Below are 26414 nucleotides of genomic sequence, written 5' to 3'. Positions count from 1 at the left end.
ATTTGAGGACCGGCTGGACCCGCGAGCAAGGTAGCGGACGACGAGCACCTGCTCCCGATACGTCAGCAAAGGGTATTTCGACCGCCATCAGACTATAACATTCGACCGAAGGGAACAATGATGTGTGGAATTGCCGGGCTCGTAAATTATACGGGACGCCAACGTGAAGCATCGACCGCCACCCTGAAAATGATGGCCAGCGCTCTTGCGCATCGCGGCCCGGACGCCGATGGAATATGGCTTGCCGAAGATGGCCATGTCGGCCTTTGCCATCGCAGACTCTCGATCATTGACCTGTCTCCGGGAGGTGCGCAACCGATGCACTCCGCCAGCGGCCGCTACTCGATTGCGTACAATGGGGAGATTTATGGGTTCCTGGGATTGCGCGCCGAACTGGATGCGCTCGGGCTACAATTTCGCGGCCACTCCGATACAGAAGTGCTTCTGGAAGCCATCGAAGCATATGGGCTGGAAAAAGCATTGGCGCGCTGCAACGGCATGTTCGCCTTCGCCCTTTATGACAGTGTAGAACGCAAAATCATATTCGCCCGGGATCGACTTGGTAAAAAGCCTCTTTATATCGGAGTGTCCCGTGATGCGATTGCTTTTGGTTCCGAACTGAAGAGCATCAGAAAACACCCGTCTTTTCACTCTCCCGAGATAGATCGCGACGCAGTTACGCTGTACCTGAGATACAACTACATCCCCACTCCCTATTCGATTTATCGTAATGTTTTCAAATTGCCGCACGGTTCGTGGGTCAGCATCTCGGTCGATCAGCCTCCCGCCTCTCTTGCGGCAGTTCTGGCCTCTGCAAGATCCTACTGGGACGCATTCGAAGTTGCCGAGCACGGATATGCGCACCGTATCGGATCCGAAGAGGAGGCTTTGGATCTTCTCGACAACGCGCTGAAAACAGCGGTCAGCGAGCGCCTGGTGTCGGATGTGCCTGTCGGTGCGCTTCTTTCCAGCGGCATTGATTCTTCTCTGGTTTCCGCCGTGATGCAGGAAGTCTCGGCAACGCCCGTCAAAACCTACACTGTCCGCTTCATGGAGGAACAGTACAACGAAGCGGATGCCGCCGCGGCCGTTGCCCTTCATCTGAAAACGGATCACACCGAAATCACGGCGGAACCTGAAATCGCTCTTCGGCTTATCCCCGATCTGCCTGATGTCTATGACGAACCTTTTGCCGATCCATCACAAATCCCGACGTTGCTCGTTTCAAAACTCGCACGAAGAACCGTAACCGTCGCTTTATCCGGCGACGGCGGCGACGAATTTTTCGGCGGCTACAAGCGCTATCAACGAATGGTGACCTTTGACCGCCTGGAAAAAATGACCCCCACGTTCGCGCTGAAGGCAGCGAAGTTCGCACCCGAATGGCTGCTAGACGCCGCAGCACCGCTTGGCCGTCACGCTCTCCCCTCGGCTTTGCGCGACGAGGCCACCGGCAGCCGTGTGAAGCGGCTTGCCGAACTGCTTCAGATTCGCAACAGAGACGACCGGTATCTGAATTTTGTCTCTCAATGGCCGGATGCGGCCGACATCGTCATCGGCGGACGTGAGCCGCCGTCTGCAATGTCATCGAAGCGAATTCCAGCTGTTCTCGAGCCGGTCGACAGGATGATGTACAGGGATATGGTTGCCTATCTCCCCGACGATATTCTAGTCAAACTGGATCGGGCCTCAATGGCTGTCGGTCTTGAAATGCGCGCGCCCCTCCTCGATTATCGCTTCGTCGAACTGGCCTGGCGTTCGCCGCGCGCCTTATGTTTTTCCGAAGGCCAAGGCAAGCGCGCCCTGCGCAAACTGCTGGCCCGCCGGTTGCCCGAAACTCTCCTGACGCAATCAAAGCGAGGCTTCGGCATCCCGCTTAACGCCTGGCTTCGCGGCCCCTTACGTGCCTGGGCAAGCGACTTGCTATCTCCGTCCCGCTTGCGTCGAGACGGGATTTTCCGGGTGGAACCCATTGAAGCGCGTTGGAAGGAACATCTTTCAGGCAAGCGAGACTGGGGCGCGCACCTTTGGACGATCCTGATGTTCAATTCCTGGCTGGACTGCTGGGCCAGCCAGGAGCATTAACTGCGCCGGTAAGGCCGCATGCCTCACTGGCCCTCAATGCTGAAGCCGGCCTGGCCTCCTTCCCGCAACTTGCGAGACGAGAGCCAGATCGGATGATTGGGCGCAGATGATTTATTCGCGGGGCATCAGTATTGATTTTCCAAGCCTGCGACACGGCGCCAGGTGGGCCGTGCTTATGACAGCATAAAGTCCGACTGACTGAAATTCGCTGCCGTAAGATTGCCCAACGGGTCATCGATGAGAACGGAGAATGCATTGCCCGAAGAGTCATGCCCCTTGATGATGACATCGCCACTGACATCGTCGTAGGCATAAACCGTTCCGTTGGTTCCCGAACTCGAATATTTGGTCAGTCCGAGCCTTTCGAAGCTCAACGTATCGATACCGTCCTGGAAATCCTTGACGGTATCACGACCGGTCAGGACACTGGCACCCTTGAAAGAGAACTGGTCCGCGCCTGCGCCACCCCAAAGCGTGTCAGCACCGGAATCACCGATCAGAACGTCATTTCCAGCGTCGCCGTAGATCGTGTCATTTCCATCGCCACCATAGAAACGGTCGTTTCCGTCGCCACCTCTCAAGGTGTCCGCTCCGGCTTCACCGCTAATGGTATCGGCACCGGCATCTCCAAACGCCACGTCGTCTCCGCCGCCAAGTTCGATACTATCATTGCCATTGCCGCCATGCGCTTCATCCTTGCCCCCCTCGGAATCGATCATGTCGTTACCATCGCCACCGCTGAGGTAGTTGTTGCCGTCTCCGCCATCGACCCGATCATCGCCGTTTCCGCCGAACACTTTATCGTCGCCCGACTGCCCCTTGAGCGCGTCGTTACCATCCTCGCCATAGATGGTATCATTGCCAGCAGCTCCACTCACGGCCTGCTGTGTCAATTTCCCCGTCGCGGGATCAATGCGGTTGGTGAAACCGTCATTCCCGCTACCTGCATAGATGATATCGTCTCCGTCACCGCCATCGATATATTCCTCGCCGGCGCCACCATAAATCGTATCGTTTCCAGCGCCGCCTAAAAAGTGATCGTGACCATCGCCGCCCTCCAGAATGTCGTCCCCGAGGCCGGCATCGAAAATGTCGTTTCCAAGGCCTCCAAGAAACCTGTCATTTCCCGCGCCGCCGTCGAAAGTATCGTTACCGTCGCCGCCTTCGGCATAATCGTTGCCGGCCCCTGCCTTGAAAAAGTCGTTCCCGGTCCCGCCGTAGAGCTTGTCGTTGCCAACTCCGCCATCGAGAAAGTCATCGCCTGCGTTGCCGTACAGGATGTCATCGCCATCATAGCCGTAGATTTTGTCTGCAGCGCTCGTTCCCGTCAGCTTATTTGCCAGGGTGGTTCCTTTGAGAATCATGATTACCTCTTCGGTTGGTAGGAGAGGCGCTGGTAGGAACGGAATGAGGCGCAAAGGAGGCTTGCAGCGATTTCACAACCATAAGAGGAAATAAAACCGCACTCCATCCATGTCTATCTGTGGATAAAGACTGAAAATACGCCAATTGTAATAATACAAAATTATTAAATTTCAGTGATTTAATTCAAACCTCGCCCATAACCCGGCCATGATCGCGTTTAACCTTACGACATACTTTATCAATCTCGCCATCATGCGAAATAATTTGATTAGTCAACGAGATATCCTCATATTTTATTCAAAAAATCCATATACTTGGCTTCTACTGCAGCCAGCGTATATTCACTCTCGATTCGCTCTCTGGCGTTGCGGGCATATCGCGCATAACCGCCTGGGCCTGCATCGAGCAGTGTGCGCATAGCCCCCGCAAGTGCCTGCGGATCTCTCGCTGGCACAGCGATACCGCCATTGCCGACAACGATGGCGGCGTCGCCGACATTGGTCGTGACCACCGGCTTGGCAAAGCTCATCGCCTCGGCGATGACATTGGGAAACCCCTCCGTCCGCGAAGACAGCGCCAAGATATCGATGCCTTGATAGAATCCGGCCATGTCTGCGACTTCCCCCTGCAACTCGATCCGACCCGGCGGCAGCGCGGCGTCGGCAATCAACCGCACGACGGCGGGATTGTCCCAGGACAGTCCATGCCCGGCGGCCGTAAACGTCACATCCGGATGTGTTTGAGAAACCAGCGTGGCTGCATGGAAGAACGTGGCGTGATCTTTTTGAGGATGAAAGCGGGCCGCTATGCCGATCCGTTTCGCGATGCGGGACACCGGCGCGGAAAGAGGCGGAAGATCAAAACCATTCGGAATGACAATGGCATTATGATTGCTGTAGCCATAGGCACCGTGCATTTCGAGAGCGCGTGAGGAATTATAGATAAAGCCGGCAGCACGGCGCGACAGCAATTTGGAGACAGCAATGGCGATACGTGAACTGCGCGACAATGACGATGGATCGTCCAGCGACTGACGGACATTCCAGAACACGCGCGTATGTTGGCGCGAAAGGCCCGCAGCGATCGTGCCGGCAATCATTGCATGATACATCCAGCACAACACGACCGTGGGCCGCTCCTGGCGGATCAACTTGGTCAATGTGAAGATCGCCCCGACCAGCGCAGTCGGCACTCCGGCTTCCAGCGCGACATAGGTAACTCGGGGATTATTAGCGAGGGCTCGATTGCGCCCCGATATCCCCATTAGAGATACAACAACGATCCGTTGGCTGCCTGAAATCCGCAACAACCGAGTGAGCATAGTCTCGGCACCGGCGCTGGCAGTGAAATTGGTAATGACATGCATGATCATCATGGCGGTCCGTTTAATACTCAAGCGCGTCGTTTGTTTGCGATAACCCCGATTTGCAATTGCCAGAACCGTTAGCTTTGCTTCAATGGAAGCCAGCCAGATACCGGCGGCGAAAGCCATTGTCATCCAAACAAAGCCACCGGTCTACTCGATCGCACAACCGGTTCTTTCTCACACAGGTAGGTATGCGAATGGCATTCGGTTCAAGCTGGAGATGATATCGGAGCATAATGAAATATTCGTTGGCGGCCCGGCATTGTTAACTGCTGGACAGTATCCCGCACGTGGTGTTCTATATCTCTAAATTACAGATATTTTAAATCTGGAACCTTTTGTATCGTTGTCAAGTCTGCCCCACCGAAGCTTTCGCGCCGATGCGCTCAGAAGACGAATTTATTCTGCTGATTGGTGGACGGATTGAAGCGCCTGGGAACTTTTCGGGATGAGAAATGATGCGTATTGTTCTTGTTGGCGCCGTGGAAAGTTCGAACGTCGCATTTGATGCGCTCGTGAAAGCCGGAAAACCTCCAGTTCTCGTGGTGACCCTCCCGCAAGACGCCGCTGATCGGCATTCGGATTTCACCGACATCGGTTCACCGGCCGCCGCGATCGGAAGCGCAGTGTTCCGCACGACAAATACAAACGCGCCTGAAACGATAATGGCGATAGAAAATGCGGAACCGGATGTCACTTTCGTCATTGGCTGGTCCCAAATCTGCAAAGCGCCTTTTCGCGCCATTGCTCGTATCGGGAGCATCGGTTTTCACCCAGCCGCCTTGCCTCGATTGCGGGGGCGAGGCGTCATTCCCTGGACAATCCTGCTTGGCGAAAAGACGGCGGGATCTACGTTGTTCTGGCTCGACGAAGGCACGGATTCCGGCCCTGTCCTACTGCAGAAGATCTTTCACGTCGGAGAAGAGGAGACAGCGCGCAGCCTCTATCTCAAACATATGCGCAATATCGAAGAAATGATCCCGGAAGCCGTGCACCGGCTTGAGATGGGCGACGCCCCGAGAATAGAGCAGGATGACCGCCAGGCATCCTATTGTGCGAAACGTACGCCTGAAGATGGCTTGATCGATTGGCGCATGCCGGCTGCGCAGATACTGACCCTCATTCGAGCCGTGGGCGATCCGTATCCTGGCGCTTACACAAGCTGCAACGGGCTCAAACTTCATATTGACACTGCTGCGCCAGCTTCCCCCATACCCCGTTATATTGGCATTACCGGTCAGGTTCAGGCACACACTCCACGCGGCTTTGTCGTCATGTGCGGTGATGGCCTTTGCATTGAAGCCCATAACTGGCGCTCATCGAGTGGCAAGCCACCCCCTGTGCACAGCAAGCTGCAGGGCTGAAGCCCAACACGCAAGCGCCGTCACTTGCACTTGACGTTCCGCGCCTTTCCCGCACCGTGGAAACCCGCAACCAAGAGCCAACGGCGCTCGCCTGACGGAATTTAGCCCGGGACTGCCGATAAAATCCGCCGCTACACTGCAAGCGTAGGGCAGGACGCGATGGCTGCTGCAACCAGCTTCGCCTGGACCCGGATATCGGGAACCGCCGTGATTTCCCAGAATTGTCCGGCCGTCAGAGCGCCAACGGCAAACATGCGTGACTGGGCCTGGCCGTTTGAATCAAGCACACGGGATTCCGTGTCGATCGCAATGCCGAGACCAAGCGCGTCGGCGCTGATCATACCTGTCTTCAGCATTTCCTTCAGGAGCGGGGAGTGGTTGACGCCAGCCCGCTCCATCCCCGTACAGTTCACGATCCAGTCCGTCTCGAACGACGCCGATCGATCACATAAGCGCGGGCGATAGGTGAGTGCGACACCGTTTTGGCTCTCCAAGATGGATTTCACAAATCCGGCATGCAGCTGGACAGTGCCATTTTTGATCAAGGAATCGAACCCTCCGAACACCGCCGGTGAAATGCGATGACGGTGGATGTTCCACCAGGGTAGAGCATGCCGGAGAAAACGTGCACGCTGCTCGCGAGACAACTCCTGCCATAATGCCTGAGTGTCCGGCCTCAGGCCGTCCATCACAGCACGCCAGTCCGCACCCTCCCTAATCTGCCGGCGCAGGGCACCGAGAATTGCACTGATCTGCCGTTGGCCAGCCGGCAATGCAGGCTTGATGGCAGACACCCGGTGCGAGTGATGGGGATGCGGCACTAGGCCCCTTCGCGACAACACGCGAATCTCACCTCGATGGCCGCGAGCGCGCAATGCCAGGACTTGATCGATCATCGTCAAACCTGAGCCCAGAACGCAAACCCGGTCCCTCTCCCCTACCCTCAGCAACCAGTTCAAGCGCCAGGGATTCTTGATGATGTGGCGTTTGGCGCCGGCCGCTAACCCCTCAGGCGAAACCGGCAGTTGCGCGCTACCGACACCGAGACAGAACACGACCGTCTGTGCAATCAGTTCCGCAGCATTGTCCAGTTGAAAGACCGTGCCGACCCGGTACTGCTCAACGCAGCCTGTTGCCTTGGCCTTGATGAAGCTGACTTTCGCTCTGTCGTGACCGCGCAGCAGGGACGCCAGCGTGTCTCGCAAATACAGCCCGTAATCGCCGCGGGAGGCAAAATCGTCGCCAGATTTCCCCTTGCCCTTTGCTTCCAGCCACATCAGGAAATCGTCTGGCTTATCTGGAAAGACACTCATGCGACCAGCGGGCACGTTCAAGCGATGAAGATGGAATTCAGTGCGATAGGCCGTACCACGGCCAAATCCCCGGTTGTCGCCAATGATTGCGATCGAACTCGATGCGGGAAGCAGTTGTAGTAGATTGATTGTCACGGCTATCGCCGAGAAACCGGAGCCAACAACAACGATATCGTAAACCAACCACATCTCCGATCAATCGTCTGCCATGCGTATCGACATGGCGCGAACGGAAAATTCGATGAAGTTCAAATCTCTGCCAAGCCTATCCTATTAATTAGGAATGGCAATCAGCGACAGCATGTGACGCGTGTGAAAGTATTCATACAGTCTCCTCGCGGCGCTGCGGCTAAGCGAACAAGAAATCAGCACTGCTGAAATTGGATGCGGTCAAACTATTGCCTGGATCATCGACAAGCACCGAGAACATTTTCCCAGCGGCATCGTAGCCTTTAATCAGAACACCTCCGGTTGGATCGTCGTAGGCATAAACGGTACCGGCCGCACCCGTGCTTGAATATTGCCGGATACCAATTTTTTCCAGAATGAGAATATCGACGCCATCTTGGAAATCCATAATGGTGTCCTGCCCGAGAAAAGCGCCGGCGCCCTTGAATACAAACCTGTCGGCATCTGCACCGCCCCACAGCACATCCACCCCTGAATCGCCGATAAGGGTATCCTGGCCCGCGTCGCCGTTTAGAACGTCATCTCCGTCACCGCCGTAGAACAGGTCATTGCCGGCGCCGCCATTCAGGACATCATTGCCGCCCTCACCGCTTAAACTATCCGCGCCGGCATCCCCGAATGCAATGTCGGCCCCGCCGCCCAGTTCGATCCTGTCGTTGCCATCGCCGCCGCGCGCCTCGTCGATGCCGCCTTCGGAATCGATGATATCGTTTCCATCACCACCGGAGAGAAAGTTGTCACCATCTCCACCATCAACCTTGTCGTCGCCGTCACCGCCGAACATCCGGTCGTTACCGGCTTGCCCTTTCAAGAGATCCTTTCCGCCTTCGCCGTAGATCAGATCGTTACCAGCTCCACCGCTCACTGCTTGCTGTGTCATCAGGCCGGTGGCTGGGTCGATACGCTCGCCAAATCCATCATTCCCTGAACCCGCATAGATCACATCGTCGCCATCGGCCGCGTCGATATATTCCTCACCGGCTCCACCATAAATCGTGTCGTTACCGGCCCCACCGAGAATATGGTCATGGCCATCGCCTCCATCGATGAAGTCGTCGCCCTGACCGCCCTCGAAAATGTCGTTACCCAGGCCACCGATAAAATGGTCGTCGCCTGTGCCGCCATCGAAACTATCTTTCCCGTCACCACCTTCGGCGTAGTCGTTTCCGGGGCCAGCCTTGAAGAAATCGTCTCCGAGGCCTCCGTAAAGCCTGTCGTTGCCATCGCCGCCATCGAGGTAGTCATTGCCGTCATATCCCCACAACACGTCGTCGCCAGCGTAGCCATAAATCGTATCTGCGTCATTGGCGCCGAACAACACGTCTGCCAGCAGAGTTCCCTTGAGAATCATTGTTTCATCCCCCTGAGATTTTAGGACGGAAGGCGCCACGATGGCGGTTCAAGCCCCGTCTAGGCTTTCAATCGGCGAAAAAGTGCTTCGAGAAATCACGGCGCTGAGTGCTGAATTCGAATAAATATGAGAGGAGCCTAAAATAACACTGTGGGCCTGGTTTTACAACGTGGAACTGGGTTCTCACCATCCGCAGCCTACCTGGATGTTGAAGAGAACATGAGATAAGACGCGACCTGCCGAATTGGGCCTCCAACAAGTGGCCGATCAGTTTTACAGGCGAGCAGGATACAGATGGGTGCGTCAGCGCTCATGAGCATCACTGCATATATAGTAGTAATTGCTATATTAGATATTTGTTAATATCCGGCCATTAGGCTAGGCACCGCCGAGATCAATTAGGCGTGGGAGGGCATGATGTCATGCGACCTTTGGACCGTCGCGCAATCACTCGCAGACGATAGAGGGATTGCTGATTTCGAACTCGCGATAGCGATTGAATATATCGACCGGAACCTTCAGGTAGCCCAAAGTAGCGGTAGGCGGACATCGCCAGATATTGACCGCTTGAAGCGGGTGCTTGAGTTGGCGATCCAGCATCGCCGCCACGAACTGTAAATGGCCGATCGTAAAATGAACATCGCATGCCAAGTGCAAGCGGTCGACAGAACTCCGGGAAATTCTAGTTCGCGCCAACCAAAAATCGGAGCGCCAATCAAGCAGGCAGCCGGAAATTTGGCGTATTGAAATCTGCGCTGGTCGCAGCCAAGAGTTTCTTGGCATCAGGTGTCAGATCGCGGTGGCAGTATTCTTCAATGCGCGCTATCTCGTCATCGCTCAGATAATCGTTAAATCCGCCCACAAGGCCTTTGCGCATGCGCATGCTCTGCAGGTCAGTACGATCGTATTCGTGTGCTGGGATGCCTTCGGCGACTTCCATTTCCTGCATCTTTTCGAACTGGCCCGCATCTATGGCAGCTTTAAGAACGGCAGGCTTGACCTCGCATCCCAGGAAATTGAGTATCCCTTCGATCTCCTTCAGCGGGACGGCCGAAAGGTTTTCGTAGCTCACAATGTGGTGACGTCTGCCGGAGAGACCGCTGGCCCATCCGTTAAGATAGGAGATCATCTTGGGCATTCCGTAGTCGGCATCGTCGATGAAGTCCGACAACGAACCGGAAAAACGCCCCTTGTGTCGAGTGGCATGGAAAAATCCTGATACGAGAACATCCCTCGGATCGCGAACCATGATGATAATCGGCAGCTTGGGCGGGACCTGTGATCTGGCTTCGTGGCTGACAACCACCATTGGCATCTTGCCATGTACACCTTGGGATATAAAGGCAGGAATCCCGCGTATCGGGTCCAGGTCAAAATTCGGAACAAGCGCAAACATATTATGCAAGTTCGTTTTGGCGTTGTCGCCAAAGGCCGCCGCGAAATAAAACGACAGTATATAACGCAGCCAAGTTCGGCCAGATTTCGGAAAAGAAACCAGACAAGCGTCGGTTTTTTCCGCATGCCGCGCGAGAGCGGCCCCCTTGCGCCGCTTGCGTAGAAATTTCCAGAAATATCGCAATGTTTCGTACGGTTCCGTCAACCCTCTCCAAATCCCATGTGGTTTCTTTCCGTTGGATTCATATGAAACGGGCATCATGGATGGAACCCTTGTTGATTGGCAAAGCCATATCCGCAACTGATACTTTTACACCGAAATTCTACAGAGTTTAAAAATTAACAACTATAACAGAAGTATTTACATACAATTACGCCGACATTTCCAATATAATAGATGTTATAATTCATAACGTCTTGAAATGCATCGCATCGATGCTGCACTCCCTGTATTTTATATATTACTAAATGTACAAAGTGCCCACAAGTGATAATTTCGCTTCTCGCTGGCGCTAGCCTGACCCCCAAATGAAACCACACTCAGGCATTGAGCGGAAGGCAATCCGACGCCTGCAGTTGCTTCGCCACAGGTCAATTTCGCGTTGCTTCCGAACTCCAAGCCCACCATTCAGTTCTCGTGGAAGGCCCTTCTGCAAGGGAGAACGCCAAATCGCCGATACTCAGGATTTTCTGAGATGAGCATCTAAAAGCAGGCGCGCGCAACGCGCACTCTCAAAATGGAAAGTGCGCCTACAAAAGAACTTCCTTGCGAATCCTGTCATGTTCCAGCTGCACCGCGGAAGTTCCAGCTTTTTGCTGGACAATCGCCTGACCGGCTTTCCTGCGAGCGTAGATTATATCCGGCTGCGTGTGGATGAGCTCCACAATGGCTTGCGCAACCGAACGGGGTGTCGTGTCCATCAAAACGATCGCATTGCTGTCATTTGCGTAGCCCGGTATTCCGCCGACAGGTGCCAATATTGCCGGAATCCCCTTCCACAGCGCCTCCAGCGCAACAAAGCAAAGCCCCTCATGCTTACTTGTCAGGAGGAAACAGTTAAAATCCGGCTGGTCATACCAATTCTCTATGAAACCGGGAAAGAACACCCGATCGGCCACGCCCAGATTTTTACAACGCTCCATCAGCGAGGCTTGTAACTGCCCCTCCCCGTAGATGTGAAGTTCGACATAAATTTCCCGTTGCTTTAATGCCGAGATCGCTTCGATTGCGACTACATGGTTTTTAACGTGCGTAAACCGCCCGGCCATCACGATCCTGAGCTTCGAATAGTCCGAAACCATTTCAAGTTCAGGGGATGCTTCGAAAGAAATGAGCGGCACGACATAGTGCCGAGCTGGCTTCTTTAAATAGTAATTTTCCAATGAAGAGCGGCCCGTCTCGATACAATCGAAGAACGCCACATCGACGAGCGGCGATGTCGCCAAAAACAGGTACTTATATGCCAGCTTCGCGAGCTTGGTGTTGTGCTCGAAAGATATAATCGTGCGAACGCCACACAGCGACCCAACGATCCTTCCAATAATGTTGGCTTGAGGTAGCGAGAGGATCAAAATATCCGGCGCTTTGAGCCTGACCAGCCGGAGCAGCCGGACGCTTGCTACAGCCATACTGAACATTGACGGCTTTCGTCTCGGGACCAGCACGGTCGTCCGAATGTTCAACAGCTTGAGTTCTTCCAGAAGCTCACCGCTTCCCGCAACAAGGGAAACTACATACAGAACGCAGCCATCATAAAATCCGCTTTCGATTAGCTTTTTCAGACCAATCTCAGCACCGCCGCGGTTCAACGCCGTGATTACGTAGAATATCGTCTTCAATATCCACCTCTACTGACGCTCTACGCCCATCCCGCGATGAACAATTTTGGAAAACACAAGAACAAACCAAAACAAATTTTCCCACAAAAAACACATCGCAACAGTGAAGGTTACAATCCGGGAAACATATGAAACTTATTCTATTTCCAGCAAAATCATTTCAAGTTCGCTGCGCCGGATGTGGCTTGACTGGGACGTCGTCGGTATTCTCGCGGACGATAGTCTATCACACGCGCAATTCAACGGTAAAGTTGCGCTTCCACAAGGCTTAAGATCGCCAGCAATAGAGTTGCAATCCAAGCAGTCAGCAGAGATCGTTTTTCAAGACTGCTGCATCCGGCAACTGAATTGACGATGTCGCTCGGACTGCCAAGCCTAACATCCTTTGCCCTCACTCAGGCAATGTCGCCCTCCCCAAAATGGTGTCTTCACTGTCAAAGTCAGCTCCAACACCCCGGGGTCAAAGCTGTCAAAAGGAGTACTAACAGCCGCTAGTATCGCAGTTTCCTTCCCCCTTTCGAAGTCTATTGCCGCTCGAGATAAGAGGGTGTAGCTTGATATCCACCAGACGTTCTAATCTTCTTTGGGGAGCTGAAGTAGTGGCGTCGTCAACAGCACCGGATTTTGCTTTTTCGCAACTGGAAGTTCATAAGGGAACTTCGTCTCTCGGGCTCGAGCTACCGATTGCTGTCCGGTTTTATCAGCAAATGATGCTGATCCGCCTCGTGGAAGAGCGTTTGCTTGATCTTTTTTCCCAGGGTCTTCTGTTTGGCACGACACACACCTCACTCGGCCAGGAGGCAAATGCTGTGGGCGTGGTCAACGCGCTCGACCGGGAACGGGACATCGTGTGGAGCAACCACCGCTGCCATGGGCATTTCATTGCGTATTCGGGTGAAGTCGAAGGCTTGATAGCCGAAATCATGGGGCGTGTAACCGGCGTCTGCGGAGGACGCGGCGGCAGCCAGCACCTGTGCTTCCGCAACTTCCATTCAAATGGCATCCAGGGCGGCTTAACCCCCGTGGCAGTCGGCGCCGCTTTGGCGCGTAAGCACGAGGGCGCCGTTGCCGTCGCTTTCCTCGGCGACGGTACGATGGGTGAAGGCGCCGTCTACGAGAGCCTGAACCTCGCGTCCGTTTTCCGCGCTCCCGTTATCTTTGTGATCGAGGACAACGAAATCGCCCAAACGACTCCCAAAGCCATGACTGTCTCGGGTTCGATCGTTGCCAGGGCCGAACCGTTCGGCATCCGCACGTTTGCCTACGATGGTAACGATCCAGTTGAGATATTTGAACTTACCCGGGAAGCCGTGAGCTATGCCCGCGCTGAATCCCGCCCCTGCTGGCTCTATTTGCGAACCGAGCGAATAGGCCCTCACAGCAAGGGAGACGACACGCGGCCGGCTGTGCGCCTTGAACAGGCGCGAGCGCGGGATCCTATTCCCCCAATGCAGCGGCGTGTTGCGAATTTTGAGGAAATTGACGCCTTTTGCCGATCGGTAGTGGACCGCGCCGTGGAATCTGCGAGTTCCGCTCTTCTGGCGCGAGGCTGACCCATGCGCGTCGTCGAATCCATCAATCGCGCACTTCACGACCTCATGGAAGCCAATCCCCGCCTCATGATCCTGGGGGAGGACATTCTCGATCCGTATGGCGGCGCCTTCAAGGTCACCAAGGGTCTTTCCTCAGCCCATCCGGATCGCGTCTGGACAACGCCGATTAGCGAGGGGGGCATCGTCGGCATGGCCACGGGCCTCGCCCTCAAGGGCAGCCCCGTAATTGTCGAGCTGATGTTCGGAGACTTCATTGCCCTGGCTGCCGACCAGATCATCAACCATGCGGCAAAGTTCCGCTGGATGTACAACGATCAGGTTGAGGTCCCGATCATTATCCGCGCTCCCATGGGCGGGCGTCGTGGCTACGGGCCGACACACTCGCAAAGCCTGGAAAAGCACTTTTGCGGCGTGCCTGGTCTTACCGTGCTTGCCACGCATGAATATGCGGATCCGGGTGCGCTGCTGCACCGGGCTTTTGCTGCCCGATCCCCTCACCTGATCATCGAGAACAAGGTCATGTATGCCAGGCCCGTCTTGGGCACACCAGCACTTCCTCGGCCGCCGGATGCGGACATCGTGATCCTGACCTACGGAGGCTGCGTCGAGCACGCGGTCGCCGCTGCAAGCAAACTCGCCACGGAGGAGGAGATCGCGACCCGTGTTGTGGCTGTCGAACAGCTATCCCCCTTTCCTTACGAGGATGTCCGCGACCAGGTCGGAAATTGCACCCGCGTGCTGAGCGTAGAGGAAGGCTCTCCCGGCTGGGGTTTTGGGTCGGAGTGCGCGCGTGCACTGATTGGCCGGGTCAAGCACTTCAGCGGATTGACCGGTCCTGACCACCCCATTCCATCGAGCCGGGAATGGGAGGATGATGTGCTACCGGGCGTGAGCGCCATCCAGGCGGCATGTATCGATCTTTACAAGAAGGGCTAGGTGTTCATGAGCGTGCTTGTCGAAGCCCCACGGGTTAACGCCAACGAGGACCACCTTCAAATTATCGACATTCGGGCTGTGCAAGGCCAAAGGGTAGAACAAGGGATTATTCTTTTTGTCCTGGAGACCACCAAGGCTGCCGTCGAAATTTATGCGCCGGAGGCCGGGGTTATCGGCCGGCTCGACGTCAAGGTTGGCGACTTTATCCCCGTCGGGGCCATACTGTGCGAACTCCTCAGTGAACATGCGGACGCCACATCCGGAAAACCTGGCGCGGATGATGGCGCGGTCAAGGAGGTCGCGATAACGGCCAAAGCCCGCAAGATCGCTTCCGAACTCGGAATCGATCTTGCGGATGTCAGTCCCCTCGATGGCCGCATCGGCGAAGCTGAAGTGCGCGCTGCAGCCAGCCGCCGGCCGAACAGCACAGGCGCCGAACCGGGCACGTTGCCGTCTGCCGTATCAGCCGGGGCGGCGCGACGGGCGGTCATCATTGGCGGCGGCGGCCATGCCGCATGTCTGATCGACGCCCTCGATGGGTCGGGATATGAAATTCTTGGCTGTACCGATCAGGCGCTTCCAGTCGGCCATCACGTCTGCGGCGGCATCTCGGTCATCGGCACGGAACAACACTTGCAGCGTTTGCTTGATGAAGGAACGCTTTACGCCTTTATCGGCATCGGCGGCGCCCAATCAAACGACCTGCGGCGGACGATGTTTGAACGGGCTTTAGCCATGGGCTTTATTCTGCCACCGGTGATCCACCCATCGGCGATCGTTTCAAAGGCCGTAACGATAGGGCATGGCTGTCACGTTCTCGCTGGCGCCAGCATCGGACCGCGTTGCACGATCGGGAACAACGTCATCGTCAACCAGGGAAGCATCGTCTGCCATGACAGCGGGGTGCAGGATCATGCACACCTGACACCGGGCGCCATCCTCGCTGGTGGGGTGAGCATCGGACCTATGACGGTCGTGGGAATGGGAACAACGGTGCTGCTGGGTATCCGGATCGGCGCCGACTGCCTGATCCACAATGGCGCGCATATCAGTGCCGACGTGGGGGATGGCATCATCGTGGACGCACAGGGCCGCCGGCATCTCCGCTAGAACGTTTGGTGTTCTGGGAAAAGCAACGCGAATTCGCTGAAACTACATTCTTTTCGCTGGTAGCGGCGGCACAGGAAACGCCTCAACCCGCGCCGCTGCGCATGCAGGACAGCGCTTGTATATTCACTTCATTTTATTTAGACTAATCTAAATTAAAAGTTGAGCGTCCGATACCAAGCAAGCACGCATAGGGGCTTACATGGCCAATCCGCGCAGTGCAAAAAGCGGCAACCCGTTAGGGCTTTTGGCTACCGATGCCATGGCATGGGGCTTCGTTATTCTTGTTGCAACTCTTTTCGTCGCCAATACGCAACACGGCATTGGAGTGCTGCCGGACACGACTCGCTACATGCAGATTGTCAGCACCCCTTATGATGCGCCTCTCTATCCCTGGATATTGAGCGCAGGACATCTGGCTGGTCTTGATCTGGAGCATGTCGCCTTATTCGCGGGGTTTGTCCTATACATTGCGAATGCGCTGCTCATTCTTCACCTGTTCAGGTATGCCCTGCCTGACCAGCCGCTATTTGTGGCAATAGGAACACTCCTGGTCATCATTAGCCCGACCTACCTCTGGGCAAACACCATAGCGATGTCAGAGTCGCTCTTCATGGCACTCATGCTGCTTTCGGTAGCCTTCTTTCTATCCTACCTGGAAAAGCAGGATCGCCGGGTCTTGGCGGCATCCTCCTTGTCGGTTGGTATGGCCATGCTCGCCCGTTTCGTGGCGCCAGCAATAGGCGCTTCATTTGCTACCGTCATCCTTTTCTACAATCGCCAGCGGACAATGGCGGAGCGCGTCTACGACACCGCCATGCTGTTTCTTCTCAGTGCGGGGATCTTTATAACCTGGGCAGTGGGTAGCAAACTGCTCGTCGGCCGCGCGGTGGGGCGCCAACTAACGTTCTATGGCAATGCGGACAGCGATCGCTGGCTTAGCGGGTTGTCCGCGCTCGCAAGCTTTCTGCTTCCATCCCAGGTTCCGCAGTTGGTTCGCCTCGCATTGCTTGCGCTGGTGGTGAGTATCGCAGTCTTCGTCGTGATAAGCGCAGCATGGCGCAATTGGGGTCTGGAGCGACCATTTCGGCAGGACGTTCTAATTCTCGTCTTTGGTTTCTTCAATTTTTTCTACCTCATCTTCATAATTCTTTCTGTCCTCATCGAAGCAAATTTACAGCTTAACAATCGCTACTCCATGCCATTTTACGTTGGCCTCGTGTTCGTGTTGGTCATCGCTGCGGCGAACTTCAGTGGCCGCTTGAACCGCGCTCCGGTCCGTCGCAGCGTCGTGATCACGGGCTTGGCTATGTTGCTGGCCATCAACGCTCTTCGCAGCGCTGTGCAAACCGCAGAGGCCTACGACCAAGGCATTGGCTTTCAAAGTCTCACCTGGAGGACGTCACCGACGGTGGCGGCGGTTCGCGCTCTACCCGAAGACGCAATCGTCTTTACCAATGGCTCCGATGCGTTGAATTTCCTGACGGGGCGCAGGACAAATTGGATTCCGGCTCACAGCCAGAGGCGCACCGGACTGGAAAACGAAGAAAATCCGTTTGAGGAGCAAGTCCAACGGCTTAGGCAAGCTTTGGTGGAACAGAAAGCGTATGTGGTGATCCTCGATGCGATTGACTGGCGCTTTTATTTCCCGAGCGAGGACGAGCTTGTGAAGCGGGCGGATCTCAAGCTGGTACAGTCCGACGCGGACGGCCGCATCTATCAAGCTGACGTGACACCCGACGGAAAATTGCAGTCTTCAAACTGAACGTGTGGTTCCAGACGAAGGGGGCGGTCCATGCCTACGAACCAGCAGAGCATTCCAGTCGTTGGCAACTTAGAAGCCGCTCCACAGGGGCGATTAACCGACTATCTTTCCCTCGCCAGATTCGATCACGTGACAAAACATGTCTTTGTTCTGCCTGGTCTCATTCTGGCCTACGCATTGCAGTCGCCGGCTCTATCGTCGCTGTACTTCAATGTGCCGGTCGGCCTCCTGAGCGCGATCTGCATCGCGTCGGCGAACTACGTCATCAACGAATGGCTTGACCGCGAACACGACGCCGCCCATCCGACCAAATCTCTGCGCCGCGCCGTGGTCGTGGCGTTGCGGCCAAGTATTGTCTACGCTGAGTACTTCCTTTTCGCGATCACCGGACTTTTACTCGGTTATCTTATCGGAACGCTTTTCTTTCTCACGTCGATAGCATTTCTGGCTTCCGGGGTTCTCTACAACGTTCGTCCGATGCGCGTGAAGGACAAACCTTACCTCGACGTACTGATGGAGTGCCTGAACAATCCTATCCGGTTCCTGTTGGGATGGGCGATCGTCGATGGCCTGACACTGCCGCCTGTCAGCGTGCTTGCCGCATACTGGATGGCGGGAGCATTCCTCATGGCCGCAAAGCGGCTCGGTGAATATCGGGACATTTCCGCCACAGCCGGCGTGGCGGTGCTCAGCAAATACCGGCGCTCCTTCCATTACTACTCCGAAGAGAGCCTGCTGGTTTCCTGCTTCGTGTATGCAATGATGACTGCTTTTCTGAGCGGGATATTCCTGGTCAAATACCGGGTGGAATACATTCTTGTCTTTCCATTCATAAGCGGCTTATTCGCAGCCTATATCTGGCTGGCCGCCCGTCCCGGCTCCGTTGTCCAGCGCCCGGAAAGGCTCTTTTACTCCCGCCGGCTCGACGTGATGTTGGTGGCGTGTATTGCGGTCTTCGTACTTGCGACCTTCGTCGACATGCCCTTCCTTCATTTCGTGGCGACCCCGTCCTTCATATCGATCCCCGTGCTGCAATGACCGTGCCTGACCTCCCGCACGGGCCTGTGAATTGGGATACTATCCGCATGGTGGTCTTTGACCTGGACGGGACGCTCTACGACCAAAGACGCCTTCGTCTGCAGGTGCTTTTTCGCCTCGCAGGCAACGCCATATCCTCCCTGAGCTTCGAAACAGTTCGGATTTTACGTGAGTTTCGCCGTTACCGCGAAGAACTCGGTGAAACTCAGGCAACCGATTTTGCGGTTCTCCAGTACCAGTCTGTCGCGTCGCGTACGGGACACACGCCGGAATACGTGCGGTCGATTGTTGAAGAGTGGATGGAACGACGGCCGCTCAACGCCCTGCGAAACTGCCGCTACCCCGGAATCGCGCAACTGTTCGACGGTCTGAGTGCCAAAGGCAAAACAATTGCTGTTCTTTCCGATTATCCGGCCCGCGAAAAGCTACGTGTTCTCGGTCTGAACGCTGACTTCGTCGTGTATGCTGGCGACCCCGATGTCGGTTTCTTAAAGCCCCATCCAGCGGGCCTACAGAATGTCCTGAACAAAGCTAATGTTCCGGCACAAGCCGCAATCATGATCGGAGACAGGGTTGATCGTGACTGGGAAGTCGCGCGGCGGAACGGCATGCGGGCGCTGATCAAGAGCCGCAAGCCTCTTGTTAACATTGACACGTTCCGCAACTTTGACGACGCGGTCTTCAGCCCAGTCGTGGCAGGAGCAAAGCAATCCTGATCAGGACACAACTTTCAACAGCCATAAAGCCCCTTGCCGTATCGGAGACCGATGCGGGCTTCCACCTGCGCTAAGCTTCGTGGATCTTAGGCTTTCGCAATACCAATCATAGCTTTCTCTGAGCATATCCTGGTTGGAATATGTTGGACGCCAACCCAATTGCAGTAGCGGCTCGACGTCAAAATAGCATTCCTTGTGATAGGTCAGATAGTGCCATGGCACCAGCGGCGAAACCCTCATCCAGTGCAATGCCCGCAACGTGTTTATGGTCAGGCCAGTTGGCAGACTCTTTACTTTTGAGCGGCTGCCCGCATAGGAAATGAGCGCTTCCAGATCGCCTCGCAAAGTGCCGAAACGATCTGTCCCGACATTATAGGTCGCACTTTTGCCGACATTCAACGCAAGCATGTAAAAGTCCATGAGATCGTGCGCGTGGATGAACTGGAATTTGATATTGCCGCTTCCGATCACATAGACGGAGCGGCTCTCCCGGATCCATTCAAACAGGATCTGGAAGATACCGAGCCGCCCGCCGCCGAGGGTGGCTCGGGGACGGATTGTGATCAGAGTGATGCCATTCGCCTTGCAGATATCCTCCGCCAACAGTTCGCCGGCACGCTTCGACTTACCATAGGGTTCGACGGGGTTAAGTGGCGTTTGTGCTGTGATCGGCCCGGATGGCGGAATACCGTAGGCGGCGGTCGAGCTGACATGGATCAACGATTTCACGCCCGCCTTCGCGGCTTCCTCGGTGACAATGCGTGTTCCTTCGACATTGACTTGCCAGTAATCACGTCCGGCATCGGTCTGCGCCACCAGCGCGGCATTGTGGTGCACGACATCGACGTCCCGCATAGCGGCGCGCACACCGTCGCGGTCAAGTACGGAGCACTTGACGAATTCGATGTCCCTTGGCCGGGACTCGTCCTCCCATATATCGAGCACGCGAACGTCATCACCCCGGTCGCGCAGCCGCCGCGCAGCCAGGTTGCCGATAAAGCCTGATCCCCCAGTAATAAGGTGTCGCATATCTACCCTCCGACCCACTGTGAATTGCGCGCTCAGATCGCGCCGGCACTGATGGCATGCATCACGTTCCGGCGCGCGACGGCCATAACGGTGCCCTGCGGATTAACGACAGTCGGGCCGCAAAGCAGCGACGCATCGGCGATATAAAGCCCATCCAGTCCATGCACGCGGCCGAATGAATCCGCTGCACACTTCTGTTCGTCTTCACCCATCGGGCAGGATGAGAACAGGTGCAATGCCGTCGCGTTCGCCTGCTTTGGCGAAATCGTCTCCGGCAGCTTGGCGATGTCGGCTGGCGAAAGGAGCGCGGGGTAGCCGGGAATGCTCGGGTAGACCGCCTCCGCGCCGGCGGCAAAGAGAACCTCGGCCAATCGGGCAAGTCCGTCGGCCAATTCCTTCAGATCTGGCGGGTGAAGACTGACACGCACAAGCGGATCGCGGAAGCCGGGCAGGCTCCTGACCAGCCCGGTCCCTCCAGTACTCTGCACGTAGTATATTGCCATGCGACGCCAGTCACGGTCGACCGCCTCGGTCATTTCCGGATGAACTGCCATGGCCAGTGCGAGTGCGGGGCGCTTGCTCATCGAGCAGCCCATGCTGAAACGTGGATCGAACTCCTTGATCTGGTGAACGGGCTCAAGTTCTCCGGGTGTGTTTATTTCGTCCCGAAACATCGCGACCGCCTTGAGCATAGGATGAAATCTCAGGCTATTGCCGACATTCGTTTTTATTCCGGAGCGGCGCAGCAGCCACGGCGTCTGTACCGCGCCTGCGGCGACGAACAAGGTCTTCGCGCTAAGTTCAAGTTGCCGCCAGTTCTTGCCGTCCTTTGAAAGCGCGGTGACAATCCAGCTTCCGGAGCCCCGCGAGATCCGTGTTGCGCGGGTACCCGCCATGAGGGTACCCCCGGCCTTCATGAAACGAGGCACAAACGTTTCCGACATGGATTGTTTTCGGCCAGGAGAACCCGTCACGAGATCGGTGGCGTATGCGTACAGGCGGGGGACCTCAAGACATGCCCAACCGAGGTTGCTGGCACCGGACGCGAGCTTTGCCGACAACTGCGGCGCTGGGCCAGGTAGGTACTGTACCTTGGCAACCTCTTCGCACGCCGCAAAATGCGGTTCGAGGTCGGATGCCGTCAGCGCTTCGACCCGGTAGTCACGCCGCCAATTCTCCAGAACCTCCGCGGAAATGCGGTGGTAAAGGCCCCGATTGATCTCGCTCCCGCCCCCGACGCAGCATCCTTCAACATAGGCAAGTTTCGTTGAGCCGAACCCTATGTTGACGCCGGCATTCCGGTACTTCTGCAATATTTCTTCACGCGAAAAATGTGGCGCGGATTCTAATGGAAGATGCTCCCCCTCTTCCAGCATGACAACGAATTTGCCTGCCTCAGCGCATATGGATGCTGTCACAGCTCCACCGGGGCCCGACCCGATCACTATGACGTCCGCGACGATTTTATCGAGACTGAGCCCGTTTCCCCGTGGGAAGCTGATCATGTTTATAGTCCGTCCCGTAAAGATCTGAATACAGGCCAAAGACACCGAGTGAACCATAGAATTCCACGAAGCGGCGCCGGACCTCAATCCGGGACCGACGCCACGTGTCGAGTTCGCTCAAGCGGTCGCCAAGCGACAATTGGTGAAAGAACTTTCCCTTCCGCAGAAGGGGTGAAGCATTAAAAATGAGAACAAGGACGTAAAACAACGGACTAAGATAGTCAGGCATCCGAGCGTGTACGGACATTAGAAACTGCGCCACACTTTTTCCCAGCACACCGGAGATGTCTCCCCCCGGCTGCCTTTCCGCCACCACAGTCTCCGCCAGCGCCAAAATAGCACGTTCAAAATGACGCAACATGACCTTTGACGCCCACCCTCTCGTTACATTGAGTGACGATGGAAACAATAAATAACTTCTAGCCATAATTATTAGAAAAAGCTACTGAAAGATTAGCGCAACGCTGGGCGCACTGTATTCCTGGCCTGATCTGCGAGTTCACATGAACCATGTTTTGCAGTCGAGATTTGTGCGCTATTTCCTCTTCGGTTCGATCGCAGCGAGCTTGCAAGTTGCAATGTTGATTGCACTCGTGGAGATTGCAGGCCTGAACAAGACGCTGGGATCGACAGTGGCTTTCTATGGCGCCGTCATCGTCAACTATTTCCTTCAGCGGCACTTCACTTTTCGCTCTGCGGATCCGCATTGGATCGCGATGCCAAAATTCGTGGGTGTGTCCACCCTCGGGGCGTTAATCAACATCCTGGCTTTCAGCGTCCTGCTCGGAATGATGCACTACGTCGCTGCACAATGCGCGTCACTTCTACTCGTTTTCCTGTTCAACTTCAGCATGAGCAAGGCGCTTGTGTTCAAGAACCAGCAAAACGGGTCTGCCGCTCAAGATTGACGGCCCCGCTGACACCGGTCTTCGGGGTCCGGCTTTCATTTCCCATGCTTGAGATCAAAGTTACAACAGTGCCGAGAGTTCTGCCGAAGACCAAAGATGTCCATCGTTTTGGTGCCCGCGGCTGCTGCAGGCCCTGCGACGGTAACCGACGAACTCACATCGTAGCCTCTCGCCGAAGGTCTCGCCTCAATCCGCCAAACCCAAAATAGAGCAGGCATGGCTAAAGCCTTTGAATTCGACGGCTGGCGTTTTGAGATCGTTGAGAGGAACGGCACTCGGCTCAGCTAAGGCTTGGCGAGGCTACCATCGCCCTCCCCCTTCCCAGTTTCCGGCGGCGGTTCAGCGATAAAGACCATTGCGTCTATATAGTTCGTTAGATAGCGCGGCACTGCTGCTCATGTTAGAAAATACTTCAACCCAGTGATCGGTTGGGAGTATAACAGGTGACTGTAATACCAATAACAGCCCCATCAGAAAACATAAGAAGTTACGATCGATCGCTGCTTTCGCTCGATCAATGCCTTGACCTCGACAATGCTGCGGCAAACAGGCTTTATTCGCAGCATTTGAACAAGTACATGCTGCAGTTGTTCGATATCCTCGGCTTGAAGGATATGGATATCAAAGGTGCACAGGGTGTTGAAATCTGGCTGAACGATGGCCGCACGCTGCTTGATTTTTCAGCAGGCCTTGGCGTGCTGGGGCTTGGCCACAATCATCCGCGCATCATCGAGGCGGAGCAGAAATGCCACGAGCGCAAGATAATCGACTGCATCAAGGTAGCGCCCCATAAATTGCAGGGCGCACTTGCTTACAATCTCTCACTGTTCCTGCCCGAGCCTCTGAAGGTTTCCTTCCTTGCCGTGTCAGGCGCCGAAGCCAACGAAGCTGCGATGAAACTCAGCGAGCGTGTGCAGACGCCCAAAGGAAAGAACAAATTCCTTTGTATGCAGGGCGCATTTCACGGCAAGACGCATGGAGCCCTGTCTCTCACCACGGCAACGGACGTACAATCAGGTTTCCTTCTTGGTGTGCCCAAGGAAAACGTCGTTTACGTGACCTACGGAAACATCGAAGCACTGCGAGACGCGATCAAGGCAGAGACTGACGAGCGCGGCAACAATCCCATCATTGCCGCAATCGTCGAGACGATCCGGGGCACGTCTTGCGAAATCCCTCCCGCTGGTTACTTGACGGAATTCGCGCAACTGTGCCGGGCCAACGATATTCTTTCGATCTTCGACGAAGTCAAAGTTGGCATGGGGCGCAGCGGCAAGTTCTGCGCCTTTCAGCATGAGAATGTCGTTCCCGACATCGTGACCCTTGCAAAGACGTTGGGCGGCGGCAAGCGCGAGGTCGCGGCGATGGTGACTTCACAGGACTTATTTGATCGCGCCTACGGAAACAAGAAGGACTGCAATCTACACAGCTCGAGCTTCAGCGGACTTGGCGAGAGCTGCGCGGTCGCAATCGAGACCTTGAATATCCTGCAGGATGAACGGCTGATCGAAAAAGCCGAAAGCATGGGCGGCTATCTGTCCAAAGAGCTTCACGGACTGAAGGCGAAGCATCCGAAACAGATCCTCGACGTGCGCGGACGCGGCATGTTTCAAGCAATCCGCTTGAATTTCCGGCAGGATTTTGCCGAAAAGTTGGTGGATATCAGCAAGAACCCGCTATTTCAGACCTATCAGACCGTGCTGATCGGCGCGCTCGTGCGCGAATTGTATGACGGTCACGATATACTGGTGCACTTCCAGCCGGGTGCACGGGACATCCTGCACTTCATGCCGCCCTTCATCGTGAAGAAAGAACAGATCGACAGGCTTATCGCAGCACTGGATGAGATACTTTCGCGCGGTCTGGGCGAGGCAACTGTTCGTTTCATCGCGAAAAACATCACGCGGGTCTTTCGCGGCATCATCTGAAATGCGTCGGTACAGTCTGAGATAAGGGCCTGGCAATGCAGTTTCCTATCCTCGATTCGACAGACAACGCCCGGCCATCAGTCATTGATCCGAGCAGCCGGCTCTATTGGATTGGCGGCACAATCTTTGTGCTGTTGTCCATGCTTTTGTTCCTGATCAACACCCGCCACGGCATCGGAATATATCCGGACAGCTTACGGTACATGCGAATCAGCGAGCGCCCCTATGATGCGCCGCTCTATCCGTGGATGTTGATGCTCGCTTCATTGAACGGGATTGATATCACTGCCGGCGCAAAGGCAATCGGGTTGTTTTTCGTGTGTGCGAATACGGCATTGATTTGGCATTTGCTGATGCGAGCCACCGGTCAATTTGTATATGCCGCTGCCGGTACCGCGCTCGTGACGCTTTCGCCTCAGTTCGTGACGCTGCATTCTCTGGCAATGTCGGAGCCCCCGTTCCTGTTTTTTCTTCTGGCGACCGTGCTTGTCTTTCTTTTGTATCTCGAAACCGAGGACAGGACTTGGTTGAAGGTAAGCGCAGTTGTGCTCGGTGTTGCGACGCTTGCCCGCTTCACCGCGCCGCCGCTTGGTGCGGCGATTGCGGCATGCCTTCTTCTCAATCCCCGGCACGCACCGGCGCGCCGCTTCGGCGACGTTGTGCTGTTCGCGGTCGTGAGCGCGTCGATCTTCTTATGCTGGGCTGTCATGAGCCATATCATCAGCGGCCGCTCGGTCGGTCGCGCGCTGTGGTTCTATGGCAACATGGGATCCAAGGAGTGGATGACGAGCCTGACCGCGCTGACGGCCTGGCTTCTGCCTGACCAGGTACCCGTTGCGGTGCGTATCGCCCTGTTCGGTACATTTGTCGTGGCGGTGGCCAGCCTGACTTTTCTTCATGCCCGCAGAACACTGCAACAGGCGCAGAAGGCAAAAGTGGTTGACGATATGCTTCCCACCCTCTTTGGGCTGTTTTTCATCTTCTACATGGGCTTCATCGTTCTTTCGACATCGGCTGAGGCCAATCTGGCTTTGAATGGCCGGTACGCCTTTCCGGTCTACGTGACCACGGTCCTGATGACGACGATCATCCTCGCTCATCTCAGGGATGAAGAAAATACGAGAATAAAACTCCTGCATCGCGGGCTTGTGTGCCTCGCCGTTCTTGTCATCAGCAGCCATGTAATCCGTACCGCCGTACGATCCACTGAGGCCTTTCGTTCTGGGGTCGGCTACGCCAGCCGTGAATGGGTGAATTCGCCGACTATAAAAGTACTCCGTGGCCTGCCGGCGGATGCGGAAATCTACAGCAACGGCGGCGATGTCATCGCATATTTGCTGAGGCGGGACGCCCATTTCGTTCCGGATCGCGTGAAATTGCGAACCGGCCTCGACGATCCGGCCAATCCCTTCGAGGCGCAACTGGAGACGTTGCGGACGAAGCTGGCACAGGAAAACTCCTACGTTGCCTACCTCGACCGCATCGACTGGCGCTTCTATGCCGTCACCGAGGCGGAGCTGAAGCAACATCTTTCACTCGTCAACATCGCTACCGAGGCCGACGGCCGCGTCTATGTGATGCGCAAAACCGCTCAGCATGATTGAGCCCCGGCGCGACCAAGATCGGCGCCTCGGTAAATGATATGTTCCCGCCCGGATCTGA

General features: G+C 55.6%; 19 protein-coding genes. 11 read left to right on the top strand and 8 right to left on the bottom strand.

Going from position 1 to position 26414, the window contains the following annotated elements; all coding sequences use genetic code 11:
* Positions 1-120: 120 nt before the first annotated feature.
* Entirely contained in the window at positions 121-2085 is a 1965-nt protein-coding gene (gene asnB, locus ACSQ3J_RS25465) for an asparagine synthase (glutamine-hydrolyzing) (protein WP_436040580.1), read from the top strand.
* 173 nt (positions 2086-2258) lie between these two features.
* On the opposite strand, the gene ACSQ3J_RS25460 is transcribed toward asnB, so the two are convergent.
* Complete coding sequence (locus tag ACSQ3J_RS25460) at positions 2259-3449, bottom strand: calcium-binding protein (RefSeq protein ID WP_436040579.1); 1191 nt, start codon at positions 3447-3449, stop codon at positions 2259-2261.
* Between the two features lie 287 nt (positions 3450-3736).
* Complete coding sequence (locus ACSQ3J_RS25455) at positions 3737-4822, bottom strand: glycosyltransferase (RefSeq protein WP_436040650.1); 1086 nt, start codon at positions 4820-4822, stop codon at positions 3737-3739.
* Between the two features lie 452 nt (positions 4823-5274).
* On the opposite strand from ACSQ3J_RS25455, the gene ACSQ3J_RS25450 reads away from it, so the two are divergent.
* Positions 5275-6180, top strand: coding sequence for a methionyl-tRNA formyltransferase (locus ACSQ3J_RS25450; protein ID WP_436040649.1), 906 nt, complete (start codon positions 5275-5277; stop codon positions 6178-6180).
* Between the two features lie 131 nt (positions 6181-6311).
* Here the strand turns inward: ACSQ3J_RS25450 and ACSQ3J_RS25445 are convergent, their stop codons facing one another.
* From ACSQ3J_RS25445 to ACSQ3J_RS25430, 4 genes are all read right to left on the bottom strand, one after another.
* Positions 6312-7676: an FAD/NAD(P)-binding protein gene (locus tag ACSQ3J_RS25445; protein ID WP_436040578.1), complete on the bottom strand. Its 1365-nt coding sequence runs from the start codon at positions 7674-7676 to the stop codon at positions 6312-6314.
* 166 nt (positions 7677-7842) lie between these two features.
* Positions 7843-9033, bottom strand: a complete 1191-nt coding sequence (locus tag ACSQ3J_RS25440; RefSeq protein ID WP_436040577.1) for a calcium-binding protein — start codon at positions 9031-9033, stop codon at positions 7843-7845.
* 715 nt (positions 9034-9748) lie between these two features.
* Positions 9749-10690: a sulfotransferase domain-containing protein gene (locus ACSQ3J_RS25435; protein WP_436040576.1), complete on the bottom strand. Its 942-nt coding sequence runs from the start codon at positions 10688-10690 to the stop codon at positions 9749-9751.
* 488 nt (positions 10691-11178) lie between these two features.
* On the bottom strand, positions 11179-12267 hold the full coding sequence (locus ACSQ3J_RS25430) for a glycosyltransferase (protein WP_060503281.1): 1089 nt from the start codon (positions 12265-12267) through the stop codon (positions 11179-11181).
* Positions 12268-12866: 599 nt separating this feature from the next.
* Between ACSQ3J_RS25430 and ACSQ3J_RS25425 the strand changes: the two genes are divergently transcribed.
* From ACSQ3J_RS25425 to ACSQ3J_RS25400, 6 genes are all read left to right on the top strand, one after another.
* Positions 12867-13820 (top strand): thiamine pyrophosphate-dependent dehydrogenase E1 component subunit alpha, encoded by a 954-nt coding sequence (locus ACSQ3J_RS25425; RefSeq protein ID WP_156397451.1) that lies wholly within the window; start codon positions 12867-12869, stop codon positions 13818-13820.
* Positions 13821-13823: 3 nt separating this feature from the next.
* On the top strand, positions 13824-14756 hold the full coding sequence (locus ACSQ3J_RS25420; protein ID WP_060503279.1) for an alpha-ketoacid dehydrogenase subunit beta: 933 nt from the start codon (positions 13824-13826) through the stop codon (positions 14754-14756).
* 6 nt (positions 14757-14762) lie between these two features.
* Positions 14763-15866 (top strand): NeuD/PglB/VioB family sugar acetyltransferase, encoded by a 1104-nt coding sequence (locus ACSQ3J_RS25415; RefSeq protein ID WP_156397448.1) that lies wholly within the window; start codon positions 14763-14765, stop codon positions 15864-15866.
* A 199-nt stretch (positions 15867-16065) separates the two neighbouring features.
* Positions 16066-17628 carry a hypothetical protein gene (locus ACSQ3J_RS25410; RefSeq protein ID WP_436040575.1) on the top strand — a complete coding sequence of 521 codons (1563 nt, stop codon included), beginning with the start codon at positions 16066-16068 and terminating at the stop codon, positions 17626-17628.
* Between the two features lie 30 nt (positions 17629-17658).
* Positions 17659-18666 carry a UbiA family prenyltransferase gene (locus ACSQ3J_RS25405; RefSeq protein WP_082512028.1) on the top strand — a complete coding sequence of 336 codons (1008 nt, stop codon included), beginning with the start codon at positions 17659-17661 and terminating at the stop codon, positions 18664-18666.
* A 47-nt stretch (positions 18667-18713) separates the two neighbouring features.
* Positions 18714-19382: an HAD family hydrolase gene (locus ACSQ3J_RS25400; RefSeq protein WP_200956622.1), complete on the top strand. Its 669-nt coding sequence runs from the start codon at positions 18714-18716 to the stop codon at positions 19380-19382.
* On the opposite strand, the gene ACSQ3J_RS25395 is transcribed toward ACSQ3J_RS25400, so the two are convergent.
* Both ACSQ3J_RS25395 and ACSQ3J_RS25390 read right to left on the bottom strand, forming a co-directional pair.
* Positions 19383-20411: an NAD-dependent epimerase/dehydratase family protein gene (locus ACSQ3J_RS25395; protein WP_060503275.1), complete on the bottom strand. Its 1029-nt coding sequence runs from the start codon at positions 20409-20411 to the stop codon at positions 19383-19385.
* A 32-nt stretch (positions 20412-20443) separates the two neighbouring features.
* A complete protein-coding gene (locus ACSQ3J_RS25390; RefSeq protein WP_060503274.1) occupies positions 20444-21916 on the bottom strand; it encodes a GMC family oxidoreductase N-terminal domain-containing protein in 1473 nt (490 codons plus the stop codon).
* A gap of 503 nt (positions 21917-22419) precedes the next feature.
* On the opposite strand from ACSQ3J_RS25390, the gene ACSQ3J_RS25385 reads away from it, so the two are divergent.
* The 3 genes from ACSQ3J_RS25385 (at position 22420) to ACSQ3J_RS25375 (ending at position 26356) form a co-directional block, all read left to right on the top strand.
* On the top strand, positions 22420-22824 hold the full coding sequence (locus ACSQ3J_RS25385) for a GtrA family protein (protein ID WP_060503272.1): 405 nt from the start codon (positions 22420-22422) through the stop codon (positions 22822-22824).
* Between the two features lie 443 nt (positions 22825-23267).
* The gene (locus ACSQ3J_RS25380) at positions 23268-24752 is read left to right on the top strand and encodes a class-III pyridoxal-phosphate-dependent aminotransferase (protein ID WP_156397445.1); all 1485 of its coding nucleotides are present in this window, start codon (positions 23268-23270) and stop codon (positions 24750-24752) included.
* A 146-nt stretch (positions 24753-24898) separates the two neighbouring features.
* Positions 24899-26356, top strand: coding sequence for a glycosyltransferase family 39 protein (locus ACSQ3J_RS25375; RefSeq protein ID WP_436040574.1), 1458 nt, complete (start codon positions 24899-24901; stop codon positions 26354-26356).
* The last annotated feature ends 58 nt before the right edge of the window (positions 26357-26414 follow it).

This window comes from Rhizobium sp. LjRoot98 (assembly GCF_964252935.1).
Lineage (GTDB): Bacteria > Pseudomonadota > Alphaproteobacteria > Rhizobiales > Rhizobiaceae > Pararhizobium.
The sequence above is the reverse complement of the archived record's forward strand: the minus strand, read 5'-3'. Positions and strand labels throughout refer to the sequence as shown.

Bases quoted from the DNA above. Each gene is read 5' to 3' on its own strand.
- asnB (WP_436040580.1), top strand. From the start codon at position 121: ATGTGTGGAATTGCCGGGCTCGTAAATTATACGGGACGCCAACGTGAA.
- ACSQ3J_RS25460 (WP_436040579.1), bottom strand. From the start codon at position 3,449: ATGATTCTCAAAGGAACCACCCTGGCAAATAAGCTGACGGGAACGAGC.
- ACSQ3J_RS25455 (WP_436040650.1), bottom strand. From the start codon at position 4,822: ATGATCATGCATGTCATTACCAATTTCACTGCCAGCGCCGGTGCCGAG.
- ACSQ3J_RS25450 (WP_436040649.1), top strand. From the start codon at position 5,275: ATGCGTATTGTTCTTGTTGGCGCCGTGGAAAGTTCGAACGTCGCATTT.
- ACSQ3J_RS25440 (WP_436040577.1), bottom strand. From the start codon at position 9,033: ATGATTCTCAAGGGAACTCTGCTGGCAGACGTGTTGTTCGGCGCCAAT.
- ACSQ3J_RS25435 (WP_436040576.1), bottom strand. From the start codon at position 10,690: ATGATGCCCGTTTCATATGAATCCAACGGAAAGAAACCACATGGGATT.
- ACSQ3J_RS25420 (WP_060503279.1), top strand. From the start codon at position 13,824: ATGCGCGTCGTCGAATCCATCAATCGCGCACTTCACGACCTCATGGAA.
- ACSQ3J_RS25415 (WP_156397448.1), top strand. From the start codon at position 14,763: ATGAGCGTGCTTGTCGAAGCCCCACGGGTTAACGCCAACGAGGACCAC.
- ACSQ3J_RS25410 (WP_436040575.1), top strand. From the start codon at position 16,066: ATGGCCAATCCGCGCAGTGCAAAAAGCGGCAACCCGTTAGGGCTTTTG.
- ACSQ3J_RS25405 (WP_082512028.1), top strand. From the start codon at position 17,659: ATGCCTACGAACCAGCAGAGCATTCCAGTCGTTGGCAACTTAGAAGCC.
- ACSQ3J_RS25400 (WP_200956622.1), top strand. From the start codon at position 18,714: ATGGTGGTCTTTGACCTGGACGGGACGCTCTACGACCAAAGACGCCTT.
- ACSQ3J_RS25395 (WP_060503275.1), bottom strand. From the start codon at position 20,411: ATGCGACACCTTATTACTGGGGGATCAGGCTTTATCGGCAACCTGGCT.
- ACSQ3J_RS25390 (WP_060503274.1), bottom strand. From the start codon at position 21,916: ATGATCAGCTTCCCACGGGGAAACGGGCTCAGTCTCGATAAAATCGTC.
- ACSQ3J_RS25385 (WP_060503272.1), top strand. From the start codon at position 22,420: ATGAACCATGTTTTGCAGTCGAGATTTGTGCGCTATTTCCTCTTCGGT.